Raw genomic sequence first — 12,123 nt, forward strand, 5'->3', positions numbered from 1 at the left:
CGTAGCATGGTGGGGCGCCCGCATCCGTCCGTCGTCCTCTGCGAGAACCGTGTCCCTTCCTGCCCTGTCCGAAGAACAGCACGAGCTCTTCCGACTCATCGAGGACACGAACGAGCACGTCTTCATCACCGGGCGCGCGGGCACCGGCAAGTCGACGCTGCTGCAGTACTTCGCCTGGAACACCAAGAAGCAGATCGCGATCTGCGCGCCGACCGGCGTCGCGGCCCTGAACGTCGAGGGGCAGACGATCCACTCGCTGTTCCGGCTGCCGATCGGCCTCATCGCCGACGGCGACATCGATCAGAACGACGCGACCCGGCGCATCCTCAATGCGATCGAGACGCTCGTCATCGATGAGATCTCGATGGTCAACGCCGACCTCATGGATGCCATCGATCGTTCGCTGCGTCAGGCGCGCGGGCGTCGGGGCGAGCCGTTCGGCGGGGTGCAGGTCGTGATGTTCGGCGACCCGTACCAGCTGGCGCCCGTGCCGCCCCGCGGCGACGAGGCCCGCTACGTCAAGGACCACTACCGCTCGTTCTGGTTCTTCGATGCGCACGTGTGGGCCGGCACCGGCGGCGGCGAAGGCTCCTCCGACCAGGACGGGCTGTTCGCCGTCGACACCCGTGCCGAGCTGCACGTGCGGGAACTCGTGCAGATCCACCGGCAGTCCGATGACGGCTTCAAGGCGATGCTGAACGCCGTGCGCTACGGGCGGGTCACCGCCGAGATCGCGGGCGTGCTCAACACGCAGGGCGCGCGCACCCCTCCCGACCCCGAGCCGGGGGAGGTGCCGATGATCACCCTCGCCACCCGCAACGACATCGTGAACGGCATCAACAGCCGCCACCTCGCCGCTCTCCCGGGCAAGGAGCAGACCGCGCGGGCGGAGGTCAGCGGTGACTTCGGCCGCGGCGAGGCGTCGCTGCCGGCGGAGTCGGAGCTCAAGCTCAAGGTCGGCGCGCAGGTCATGTTCCTGCGCAACGACACCGCCATGTCGGGGGAGCCGCCGCGGTGGGTCAACGGCACGATCGGCACGGTGCTGCGCATTCTCGGCGGTGCGGTGCGCGTCGACATCGACGGCGAGGAGGTCGACGTCGAGCCGGCGGTCTGGGAGCGTTTCCGGTACGCCTACGACCAGAACACCAAGAAGCTCAGCCGTGACGTGGTGGCCGAGTTCACGCAGTTCCCGCTGCGGCTGGCGTGGGCGGTCACGATCCACAAGTCGCAGGGCAAGACCTACGATCGCGCCGTGATCGACCTCGGATCCGGGGCGTTCGCCCCCGGGCAGACGTACGTCGCCCTGAGCCGCCTCACCTCGCTCGACGGCCTGTACCTGTCGCGCGCGCTGCGCCCGAGCGACATCCGCGTCGACGAGGACGTGCGGCGGTTCATGCGCGAGGCCTGGATCGCGCGTTCGACGCCCGAGCTCCCGAAGACCTGACCCTTCGTCTCGCTGCGCTCGCTCAGGGACCGGTTCCGAAAAAGACCCGGTTCCGGAGCGAGGAGCGCAGCGACGAGACGAAGGGCGCCACAAGGACCTACGCCGCGGCGCGGGCCCGGTCGAGGTCTTCGAAGAGCTCGGTGTTGAAGCGGTAGGCGAGCAGCACCTCGTCGATGACGCGCTCGCGCTCGGCCTCGTCCCACGGGGCGGCGTCGAGCTGCTCGCGGTAGACGTCCTTGAAGGCCGCCGGGTCGGCGATGTCATCGAAGAGGTAGAACCCGATGCCGTTGGTCTCGAAGCCGAAGCGGCGGGCCATCACGCGGCCGATGAAGATGCCGCCCGAGAGGTCGCCGAGATAGCGGGTGTAGTGGTGGGCGACGAATCCGCCCGCCCAGGTCGCGCCGACCTGGTTGATGCGCTCGACGTAGCGCTGCGTGGTGGGCAGCGGCACGATCTGCGAACGCCAGTCGGCGCCGAGCAGGAACTCGAGGTCGGCCTCGAGCGCGGGCAGTCGCGTGAGCTTGTCGCTGATGAAGACGGTGGCCACGGGGTCCTGGCGCATGCGGTCGCCGGCACCTTCGAGCGCCTCGTAGATGAAGTAGTGCTGGGCGACGAGCGAGATGTAGTCCTCGCGGGAGCCTTCGCCCTTCAGGAGGTCGGACATGAAGCCGGCGGTCTCGCTGCGGGAGTGCGATCCGGACGAGCGCTCGCGCAGGGCGGCGGAGAAGGAGAGGATCTCGGGCATGCCTTCAGTGTAAGGGCAGCCTTACCTTTGGCGAAACCCTGTGACGACCCCGGATCAGGCGTGCGGACGGGGCTCGATGCCCAGCCGTTCGCAGGCCGCGTCGTAGAGCGCGACGATCTCCCGACGAACCTCGGGGCGCTCGGTGATCGATCCGCCCGGCCACGCCACGACGAGCTCCGTGGTCTCGCCGGCACGGGTGACCTGCCAGGTGCCGCCGTCGCCGTCGAACGCGGTCATGACGGCATCCGTCACCTCGGCATCCGATGCCGTCGAGAACGCACGGGCGATGAGCAGGTTGTCGTCGGTGTGGTCGTCGTTCATGTGGTGCAGGACGGCGGCGGTCACGGCGTCATCGAAGATGTGGGGCACCAGATCACCATAGAACGTCGGCGGATGCCGAGGGCTCGATGTCGTCTTTCAGGCTCGGCGCTCTAGAATCGGGAGACACATCTCCGGGGGTTTCCTACATGCAGCTTCTCTCGTCGCGCCGCTGGCGCGCCGCCGCGGCCAGTGCGGTCGTGCTCGGACTCGTCCTCACCGGATGCACCTCCGAAGACAGCTTCACCTACGAGCCTCCGGCGCAGGTCGACGGCGCTCTGCCCGACGACATGACCGCGCAGATGCAGGAAGCCGTCGACAACGCGATCCGCGCGTCGGGCTCGTCGGCCGCGATCGTCGGGGTCTGGGCCCCGTGGAGCGGCCAGTGGGTGACGGGCGTCGGCTCGCAGGAGCCCGGTGGTGAGACTCCGGTCGATGTCGACATGTCGTTCCGCATCGCCGATGTCACGCGCCTCATGACGTGCGATGTGCTCTACGCGCTCGCCGACGAGGGCACCGTCGACCTCGACGGCGCCGTTCCCGACTACGTGTCGGGCGTGCCCGACCTCGAGGACGTCACCCTCCTCGACCTCTGCAACGGCACCTCGGGCCTCGGATCGTCGGAGGAGAAGATCAAGGCGGAGTGGCTGAAGACCCCCGACCGCGTGTGGGCTCCGCTCGAGCTGGCCGGCTTCGGCCTCGCCGCTCCGCGCACTCCCGTGGCGACGACGTACCGCGACTCCGACGCCGGGTACCTGCTGCTCGGCCTCGCGCTCGAGCGCGCCTCCGGGATGTCGGCGTCGCAGCTGATCGCCGAGTACGTGACCGAGCCGCTCGGCCTCGCGAACACCTCGCTCCCGCCCTCGACCTCCGCGACGCCGTCGACCGGCGAGGTGCTCCAGGGCCACTACCTGAACCCGGTCGAGGGCGGCTTCGCCTGCAGCGCCCCCGTCGACATCACGAAGATGTCGTCGAGCTCGGGGTTCACCGATTCGGGTGCCGTCTCGACGATCGCCGACCTCGGTCGCTATGCGCAGGCCGAAGCCCGTCAGGTGCTGCGCACGAAGGAGGAGCCCGACCGCTTCGCCGCGCCGCTGCCCGCGTTCGACGGTGCCGAATCCTGGTACCAGGCCACGGGCGGCGCGTTCCTGGTCGGTTCGATGGTCGGTCAGCACGGGTGGACTCCCGGTTACGCGACCGCCGCGTACTCCGATCCCGCGAGCGGATTCACCGTCGCCGTGGTGCTGAACAACTCGACCGCGGGTGCGGGTATCGCGCAGTCCCTGGCCTGGGAGCTCGCGGCCATCGGCTCGAAGGCTCCGGCCGCCGACGGGCAGACCGCTCCCGATTTCGGTCTGCCGTTCACCGCCGAGCAGTATCGCGAAGCGGTCAACGCGGCAGCACTGCCGTGCGTCGAGCCGCCCGTCGAGTGATCTGAGCCCGAGAGCCGGGGCTACTCGCCGTCGGCTTCCGGCATCCCCGGGCCGGCGCCCGGTCGCACCTCGGCGTCGTCGCGGATGTCGATGCGCGTCGTGCCGTCGTGCTCGCTCACGTCGATGCGGGGAGCGGCATCCGCTTCGGTCGACTCGGGCGCCGACGTGAGTTGGTCGTGACGGTTCGCTTCGAAGTCCTCGCCGTCGTTCGCGGTGTCATTCTGCGTGCTCATGGGTGTTCTCCTCGGTGGGGTGGTGGGTGGTCGTATCGGCGCGTCGTCGCGCGAGGCGGGTGAGCAGGAAGAGCACGGCTCCGACGGCCAGCAGGATGGCGCCGAACAGCCAGACCTCGGGGCTCTGCTGAGTGAAGAGCAGGATGCACGACAGAATGCCGAGCACGGGGACGAACGTCCACACCCGGAAGTGCGGATGGTCGACCTTGTCGCGACGCAGTACCAGCACCGAGACGTTGGCGCTGAGGAACACGATCAGCAAGAGGAGCACGACCGTCGCGGCGAGCGTCTCGAGGTCGCCGACGAGGGTGAGGCCCATCGCGACCAGCGTGGTGACGGGGATCGCGACCCATGGCGTCTTGCGCTTCGGCAGCACACGCGAGAGCACGTCCGGCAGCAGCTTCTGCTCGGACATGCCGTAGGTCAGGCGGCTGACCATGATCATCGTGAGCAGTGCGCCGTTGGCGACGGCGATGAGGGCGATGAGGCTGAACAGCCAGGAGGGAATGCTGGCCCCGGCGGCCTCGACGACCGCGAGCAGGGGGCCGGAGGACTCCTGCAGCTCGGAGGCCGGCAGGGCGATCGAGCTCGCGAGACCGACCAGCACGTAGACGACGCCGGCGGTGAGGAGCGAGGCGAACAGTGCGCGCGGGTACGTGCGGCTGGGGTTCTTGACCTCTTCGATCATGTTCGCGGAGGTCTCGAAGCCGACGAAGGAGTAGTACGCGATCACGGCGCCGGCGAGCACGGCGAGTGCCGCGGGGGTGCCCTCCGGCGTCTCGACGACGCGGGAGGCATCGCCCCCGCCACCGAAGAAGAACACCGAGACGACGGCGATCACGATGACCAGACCGCTGAGCTCGATGGCGGTCATGACCAGGTTCGCTCCGAGGGATTCTCGGATGCCGCGGGCGTTGAGAAGCGCGACGACGGCGAGGAAGGCGATCGCCACGGGTGTGGTCGGCAGGTCGATGAAGGTGCCGAGGTAGTCGCCGGCGAACGCGATCGAGAGGCCGGCGGCGCTCACGACACCGGCGGCGAGCATGCTGAAGCCGACGAGGAACGAGATGACCGGACTGCGGAAAGCCCGCTCGGCGAAGACCGCGGCGCCACCGGCGCGCGGATACTTCGTGACGAGTTCGGCGTACGACCCCGCGGTGAGCAGCGCGAGCAGGAGTGCGACGAGCAGCGGTGCCCACAGCATCCCGCCGACCTTCTCGGACAGCACGCCCATGAGCGCGTAGATGCCGGCACCGAGGACATCGCCCAGGATGAAGGCGAACAGGAGCGGACCGGTGATCGCCCGCCGCAGTCGCGTCGGGGCTTCGGCCGCCGGGGCCTTTTCGGTTGTCATCCTCGGAACACTAGGGGCGCGGCATCCGTTCGGCGACGGGCTTGACAGGGTGATATTCGTTCAGCGATTTCTCAGGAATGCCGCGCGTCGCGCGACACGCCCGGGGGAGGTGCCGATAGTTTTCAGCCGGCGGTCCGGGGGGATCGCGCACCACCAGACTCGAGAAACGGGATCTCCATGACCGGTACGGCACGCAAGGCGGTCGCAGAAGCGCTCGCCACCTTCCTCTTCGTTCTCAGCATCATCGGCGCGGTGAACAGCGGCAGCGCGCTGACCCCGCTCGCGATCGGCTTCGCGCTCGCCGTGCTGATCTTCGCGACCGGGCACATCTCCGGTGCCCACCTCAACCCGGCCGTCACGGTCGGTGTCTTCGTGCGCGGCGGCCTCAGCGTCGCCGACCTGATCGCCTACATCGTCGCCCAGGCCATCGGTGGCGTGCTGGCCGCGCTCGTCAGTGCCGTCTGGTGGGCGCCCGAGAAGGAGGCCATGGTCGTGCAGGTCGGCCCGGCGTTCCTCGTCGAAGCGATCTTCACGTTCTTCCTCGTCTACGTCGTGCTGAACGTGGCCACGGCCACGGGAACCGCGGGCAACTCGTTCTACGGCCTCGCGATCGGTGGCGTGGTGTTCGTCGGTGCGACGACGGTCGGCTCGATCTCGGGCGGCGGCTTCAACCCGGCGGTCGCGCTCGGCCTCTCGGTCAGCGGTCACTTCGCCTGGAGCTCGCTGTGGCTCTACATCGTCGCCCCGATCGTCGGCGGCGCCCTCGCGGCCCTCGCGTTCCGTCTGCTCAACAGCGACGACGTGAAGAAGATCGCCGCGGCCGAGTAACTCGGGGCGGGCCCTTCGTCTCGCTGCGCTCGCTCAGGGACCGGAAGAAACCCGGTTCCTGAGCGAGGAGCGAAGCGACGAGACGAAGGGCCCTACCCCTCGCGCAGCATCCGCCTCACGGGGGATGCGGCGGGCGGATGCCGCGGCATACCGTGAGGGCATGCTGATCGTCGAGGAACTCCACCTGCTGCTGCTCCGGCCGGATGGCCGGGTCGAGTCGAGCGTGAGCACCAACCGCCTGTTCGGTGAGATCGCGGCCGTGATCGTCGACCTCGTGCTGCATCATCGCGTGACCGTGGGCGAGGGCAAGAACCCCGCGATCACGATCGTCTCCGCCGAGCCGACCGGGCATCCGGTTCTGGATGCCGCGCTCGCCCGTCTCGCGCCGGTGAACGGCAAGAGGCTGCAGTCGCTCGTAATGCGGTCGAAGCTCGATCCTCTCGATGAGGTCGTCGAATCCCTGGTCACGCAGGGGATTCTGGCGCGCGGCGAGCGGGGCTTCTTCGGGTGGGGCGCCGAGCGCACTCCCGAGTCCGATCCCGGTCCCGAGACGCTGCTGCGTTCGCGTCTCGCCGCGGTGATCGCGGGAACGCTCGCGCCGACCCAGGCCGATCTCGCGCTGCTCGCCATCCTGCAGGGGATGAATGCGGCGCATCCGCTGTTGCGCGACGAGGTGGGGCCGATCTCGTCGGGTCGACTCAAGAAGCGCATCGAGCAGCTCACCGAGGGCAGCCCGACGGGCGATGCCGTGTCGCGCGCGGTCACCATGGTCATCTCGGCCGCGATGATGGCCGCGATGACCCCGGTCTTCGTCGCGACGATCACCTGACCCTGCCTGCGGGTCAGCGCAGGACGGATGCCGCCTGCCGGGCCATGCCGACCGCGACGTACTCCGCCGCCTCCGGCACCTCGACCGGCAGACCGAACACCAGCGGCGCGATCTCCCGCACGGCACGGGACTGAGCGCCGCCGCCGACGAGCAGCACCCGATCGAGAGGGATGCCGAGCTCGCGGAGCGCGTCGAGACCGAAGCGCAGCCCGCCGAGCATCCCCTCGACCGCGGCGCGCGCCAGGTTCTCGCGCGTCGTCGAGGCGAGCGTCATGGCGTTCAGGCTCGCGGTCGCCTCGGGCAGGTTTGGCGAGCGCTCCCCCTCGAAGTACGGCACGAGTTCGAGCCCGCCCGCTCCGGGCGACGCCTCCAGCGCGAGGGTGCTCAATCCGTCATGGTCCACGTCGAGCAGGCGCGCGATCACGTCGAGCACGCGTGCGGCGTTGAGGGTGCAGACGAGGGGCAGGTAGCCGTCGGCGGCATCCGCGAAGCCCGCCACGATCCCGCTCGGATCGGCCACACCCCGGTCGGTCACCGCGAAGATCGTTCCCGAGGTGCCGATCGACACCACCACGTCGCCCGTCCGGGCACCGACGCCCAGGGCGACGGCGGCATTGTCGCCGGCACCGGGCGCGACGCGCCGGCCCGCGGCATCCGTCACCGATTCGCGGGCGCCGAGCACCCGCGGCAGCACGGCGTCGTGGCCGAGCGCGGCGACGAGAAGTTCGCGGTCGTACTCCCCGGTGCGGGGATTCCAGTAGCCGGTGCCCGAGGCATCCGATCGGTCGGTCACCAGCTCGCCGAGGTCGGGCCGCTCGGGTCCGAAGCCGCGCAGGCGCCAGGTGAGCCAGTCGTGAGGCAGCGCGACGGCGGCGACCCGGGCGGCGTTGTCGGGTTCGTGATCGCGCAGCCAGCGCAGTTTTGTGATCGTGAACGATGCCACCGGTACGAGGCCGGTGCGATCGGCGAGGACGGATGCCCCGAACTCGCCGATCAGATCGTCAGCCGCCTGCGCGGAACGGGTGTCGTTCCACAGCAGCGCATCGCGGATGACGCGGCCCTCGGCGTCGAGCGCGACCATGCCGTGCTGCTGACCGCCGATGGCCCACGCCTCGATGTCGTCGAGGCCCCCGGCGTCCGCGATCGCCTGCTGCAGCGCGTCCCACCACGCCTCGGGATCGACCGACGTGCCGTCGGGGTGAGGGGCGCGGCCGGAGCGCACGATGGCACCCGTCACGGAGTCGACGACGACCACCTTGCAGGACTGGGTCGAGGAGTCGACCCCGAGGACGAGTGCCATCGCCGGACTCAGCGGGCGCCGAGCAGGTGCTCGGTGGCGAGCTGCTGCAGACGCACGAAGCCGAATCCCTTGCCGCCGAGGTACGCGTTCGCGTCGAAGTCCTCGTAGGCCGCGCGGTCGGCGAGCAGGTCGTCGTAGCTCTCGCCCTCGTTCAGGGTGGGCGTCGAGAGCTCGGCGACCTTCGCGGCGGCGAGTGCCTCCTGCACCTCGGGGTCGGCACGGAAGGCCGCGGCGCGCTCCTTGAGCAGCAGGTAGGTACGCATGTTGGCGGCGGCGCTGTCCCAGACCCCGGTCTCGTCCTCGGTGCGCGACGGCTTGTAGTCGAAGTGGCGGGGGCCGTCGTAGGCCGGAACCCCGCCGGGGCCGCCGTTCTCGAGCAGATCGACGAGCGAGAACGCGTTGTGCAGGTCGCCGTGACCGAACACGAGGTCCTGGTCGTACTTGATGCCGCGCTGACCGTTGAGGTCGATGTGGAAGAGCTTGCCGTGGTACAGCGCCTGGGCGATGCCGGCGGTGAAGTTGAGGCCCGCCATCTGCTCGTGCCCGACCTCGGGGTTGACGCCCACGAGCTCGGGGCGCTCGAGGGAGTCGATGAACGCGATCGCGTGGCCGAGCGTCGGCAGCAGGATGTCGCCGCGGGGCTCGTTGGGCTTGGGCTCGATCGCGAAGCGGATGTCGTAGCCCTTGTCGGTGACGTAGTCGCCGAGCAGGTTGACGGCCTCGCGATAACGCTCGAGAGCCGCGCGCACGTCCTTCGCCGAGTCGTACTCGGCGCCCTCGCGGCCACCCCACATCACGAAGGTCTTGGCTCCGAGCTCGGCGGCGAGATCGAGGTTGCGCAGCACCTTGCGCAGCGCGAAGCGGCGCACCTGGCGGTCGTTCGAGGTGAAGCCGCCGTCCTTGAAGACGGGAGCGCTGAAGAGGTTGGTGGTCACCATCGGCACCACGACACCCGTGTCGGCGAGCGCACCCTTCAGGCGGTCGATCTGGGTCTGGCGCTCGGCATCCGTCGATCCGAAGGCGAACAGGTCGTCGTCGTGGAAGGTGAGGCCGTAGGCGCCGAGCTCCGACAGCTTCTCGACGGCGTGCACGACGTCGAGCGCCGGGCGGGTGGGGCCGCCGAACGGGTCGGTGCCGTTGTAGCCGATGGTCCAGAGTCCGAACGAGAACTTGTCGGCGCGGGTGGGGGTGGGCATGATCGCTCCTCTGCGAGTGCTGCGGTGGTCTGCGGGGCCGGGGCGGATGCCGCGGCGCAATAAGTTGTGATTCACAACATAACCGATGACGGGCCGCATCCGCACCCCTAAAGTGGGAACGTGCCCCGTGACCTGACCACCCCGCGCTCCCGCGAAGCGAACCTCGCGCGGATCCTGTCGATCGTCCATCACGACGGCGCCCAGTCGCGATCGGCCCTCACCGAGGCCACCGGGCTCAACCGCTCCACGATCGCCGCCCTCGTCTTCGAACTCGCCGCCGCGGGACTCGTCGACGAGCGCCCGCCGGAATCCTCGTCGCGCGCCGGCCGCCCCTCGCCGGTGGTCGCGCCCTCGGCATCCGTCGTCGCGATCAGCGTGCACCCCGAGGTCGACGCGGTCGAGATCGCCGCCGTCGCCCTCGACCGCCGCATCGTCGTGCGCGAGCGCATCGTCAACACGGCCACCCCGACCGTCGCCGAGGTCGCCGCGCTCGTCGCCACCCGGTTGGCGCACTGGCAGACGGATGCTCTGCTGCACAGCACCGTGATCGGCATCGGCGTCGCCGTGCCCGGGCTCGTGCGCACCGCCGACGGCGTCGTGCGCAACGCCCCGCACCTCGCCTGGACCGATGAACCTCTCGCCGCGCGGATCGAGGAGCTCACCGGCATCCGCACCGCCGTCGACAACGATGCGACCCTCGGGGCGCTCGCCGAGCACCTCTTCGGCGCCGGCCGCGACATCGACGAACTCGTCTACCTCAACGGCGGCGCCTCGGGCATCGGCGGCGGGCTCGTGATCCACGGACGGGCCGCGACCGGGGCGAACGGCTACGCGGGGGAGTTCGGTCACAACCGCCCTCGCATCGACGATGACGCCGACCGACGCACGTCAGACGGGGTGCTCGAAGAAGAGGTGAACCGGCGGCATCTGCTGGCGCTCCTCGGCCTCGACGATGCCGACGACGCCGCGCTCGCCGCAGCGCTCGACGAGGCAGCCCTCCCCGCTGCCGAGGCCGAGGTCGCTCGGCAGGCCCGGGTGCTCGGCAGCGCTCTCGCCAACGCGGTGAACGTGCTGAACCCCGCAGTCGTCGTGCTGGGCGGATTCCTCGCGCTGCTCGACGACGCCGAGCACGACACCCTCGCGGCCGAGGTCTCGCGACTCGCGATGAGCGAGAGCGCCGAGGTCGTCGAGCTGCGCACCGCGGCCCTCGGCTCGGACCGGCTGCTCGTCGGCGCGGCCGAACTCGCGTTCCGCCCGCTGTGGACCGACCCCCTCGCCGTCGTCGCGGGGTAGTCGGGCCGGAGTCATGCCCGAAGCCGCGCGTACCCAACTCAGGACAAACTGCGGATTCGGGCCCCAAACCGGGGCTTTCGGATGCGTTTCGCCCCGAGTGTCCTGAGTTAGGGACGGGATGCCGCGCCGCCTAGACTCCTCGACGTGGTGGACAACAATGGGCGGCCGGTCGGAGTGCGCGATGTCGCCGCGCTCGCCGGAGTGTCTCGGCAGACAGTCTCGCGGGTGCTGAACGAGCATCCGGATGTCGCCGACGCCACGCGCGAGCGGGTCGAGAAGGCGATGGGCGAGCTCGGCTATCGCATGAACAACGCCGCCCGCGCCCTGGGCACGCGCCGGTCGCGCACGCTCGGGATCCTCGCCTCCGACGCCTTGCAGTTCGGTCCCTCGCGCAGCATCGCGGCGATCGAGGCATCCGCCCGCGCCGCCGGGTACTGGGTGAGCGCGGCCTTCGCGGATGCCGATGACGCGGCATCGGTGTCGGCCGCGGTCGATCACCTCGTCGCCCAGGGGGTCGAGGGAATCCTCGTCGTCGCCCCGCACGCCCGCACGTTGCGGATGCTCGACACCGTCTCGGTCGGCGTTCCGATCGTGACCCTGCACTCGGCCGGCCACGATGCGCGCGGGGTCGGCGTCGACCAGGTCGCCGGTGCGCGGTTGGCGGTGGGGGCGCTGGCGGATGCCGGGCACACTCGCATCGCCCACCTCGCCGGACCCGCCGACTGGCTCGAGGCGGAGTCCCGTGCCGAGGGCTTCGCGGCCGAGCTCGCGGCCCGGGGGCTGAAGCCCGTGCTCACCGTGGTCGGTGACTGGACCGCGCGCGCCGGATTCGAGGCGGCGCAGGCGCTGCGCGACGCCGAAGCCACGGCGGTGTTCGCCGCGAACGACCAGATGGCGCTCGGGCTGATCGGCGCGCTGCACGCGGCAGGTGTCGCGGTGCCGGGGGAGATCAGCGTCGTCGGCTTCGACGATCTGCCGGAGGCGGCGTACGCCTGGCCGCGGTTGACGACGGTGCGGCAGGACTTCGACGAGCTCGCACGGCGGGCGGTCGCGGCGGTGATCGCCGGGGATGCCGCGGCATCCGCGGAGTCGATCGTGCCCGAACTCGTGGTGCGTGACTCGATCGCGGCCCCGTCGGTCTGAGGCGTTT

The 12,123-nt window shown here is 70.1% G+C and carries 12 protein-coding genes; 6 read left to right on the forward strand and 6 right to left on the reverse strand.

The annotated features are described in order from the left end of the window. Positions 1-49: 49 nt before the first annotated feature. The gene (locus tag KZC52_RS11785) at positions 50-1,444 is read left to right on the forward strand and encodes an ATP-dependent DNA helicase (protein ID WP_247624228.1); all 1,395 of its coding nucleotides are present in this window, start codon (positions 50-52) and stop codon (positions 1,442-1,444) included. A gap of 97 nt (positions 1,445-1,541) precedes the next feature. Here the strand turns inward: KZC52_RS11785 and KZC52_RS11790 are convergent, their stop codons facing one another. Beyond that, positions 1,542-2,189: a biliverdin-producing heme oxygenase gene (locus KZC52_RS11790; protein ID WP_247624229.1), complete on the reverse strand. Its 648-nt coding sequence runs from the start codon at positions 2,187-2,189 to the stop codon at positions 1,542-1,544. Positions 2,190-2,243: 54 nt separating this feature from the next. After that, the gene (locus KZC52_RS11795) at positions 2,244-2,558 is read right to left on the reverse strand and encodes a DUF2470 domain-containing protein (protein WP_247624230.1); all 315 of its coding nucleotides are present in this window, start codon (positions 2,556-2,558) and stop codon (positions 2,244-2,246) included. A gap of 98 nt (positions 2,559-2,656) precedes the next feature. Between KZC52_RS11795 and KZC52_RS11800 the strand changes: the two genes are divergently transcribed. Beyond that, a complete protein-coding gene (locus KZC52_RS11800; protein WP_247624231.1) occupies positions 2,657-3,940 on the forward strand; it encodes a serine hydrolase domain-containing protein in 1,284 nt (427 codons plus the stop codon). A 20-nt stretch (positions 3,941-3,960) separates the two neighbouring features. Here KZC52_RS11800 and KZC52_RS11805 read toward each other — a convergent pair whose 3' ends face one another. Together KZC52_RS11805 and KZC52_RS11810 are read right to left on the reverse strand one after the other, a co-directional pair. Beyond that, complete coding sequence (locus KZC52_RS11805) at positions 3,961-4,173, reverse strand: multidrug transporter (RefSeq protein ID WP_247624232.1); 213 nt, start codon at positions 4,171-4,173, stop codon at positions 3,961-3,963. Then, positions 4,157-5,527, reverse strand: a complete 1,371-nt coding sequence (locus KZC52_RS11810; protein ID WP_247624233.1) for an APC family permease — start codon at positions 5,525-5,527, stop codon at positions 4,157-4,159. The genes KZC52_RS11805 and KZC52_RS11810 overlap by 17 nt, the downstream gene beginning before the upstream one ends. Positions 5,528-5,704: 177 nt before the next feature. Between KZC52_RS11810 and KZC52_RS11815 the strand changes: the two genes are divergently transcribed. Both KZC52_RS11815 and KZC52_RS11820 read left to right on the forward strand, forming a co-directional pair. Beyond that, positions 5,705-6,355, forward strand: coding sequence for an MIP/aquaporin family protein (locus tag KZC52_RS11815; RefSeq protein WP_247624234.1), 651 nt, complete (start codon positions 5,705-5,707; stop codon positions 6,353-6,355). Between the two features lie 160 nt (positions 6,356-6,515). After that, complete coding sequence (locus KZC52_RS11820; RefSeq protein WP_247624235.1) at positions 6,516-7,184, forward strand: GOLPH3/VPS74 family protein; 669 nt, start codon at positions 6,516-6,518, stop codon at positions 7,182-7,184. A gap of 13 nt (positions 7,185-7,197) precedes the next feature. Here KZC52_RS11820 and xylB read toward each other — a convergent pair whose 3' ends face one another. Next, positions 7,198-8,484, reverse strand: coding sequence for a xylulokinase (xylB, locus tag KZC52_RS11825; RefSeq protein ID WP_247624236.1), 1,287 nt, complete (start codon positions 8,482-8,484; stop codon positions 7,198-7,200). A gap of 8 nt (positions 8,485-8,492) precedes the next feature. After that, complete coding sequence (gene xylA / locus KZC52_RS11830) at positions 8,493-9,680, reverse strand: xylose isomerase (RefSeq protein ID WP_247624237.1); 1,188 nt, start codon at positions 9,678-9,680, stop codon at positions 8,493-8,495. Positions 9,681-9,800: 120 nt separating this feature from the next. On the opposite strand from xylA, the gene KZC52_RS11835 reads away from it, so the two are divergent. Together KZC52_RS11835 and KZC52_RS11840 are read left to right on the forward strand one after the other, a co-directional pair. Further along, positions 9,801-10,973 (forward strand): ROK family transcriptional regulator, encoded by a 1,173-nt coding sequence (locus KZC52_RS11835; RefSeq protein WP_247624238.1) that lies wholly within the window; start codon positions 9,801-9,803, stop codon positions 10,971-10,973. Positions 10,974-11,117: 144 nt separating this feature from the next. Beyond that, positions 11,118-12,116: a LacI family DNA-binding transcriptional regulator gene (locus KZC52_RS11840; protein ID WP_308194258.1), complete on the forward strand. Its 999-nt coding sequence runs from the start codon at positions 11,118-11,120 to the stop codon at positions 12,114-12,116. Positions 12,117-12,123 lie beyond the last annotated feature (7 nt).

This window comes from Microbacterium galbinum, from assembly GCF_023091225.1.
GTDB classification, from domain to species: domain Bacteria; phylum Actinomycetota; class Actinomycetes; order Actinomycetales; family Microbacteriaceae; genus Microbacterium; species Microbacterium galbinum.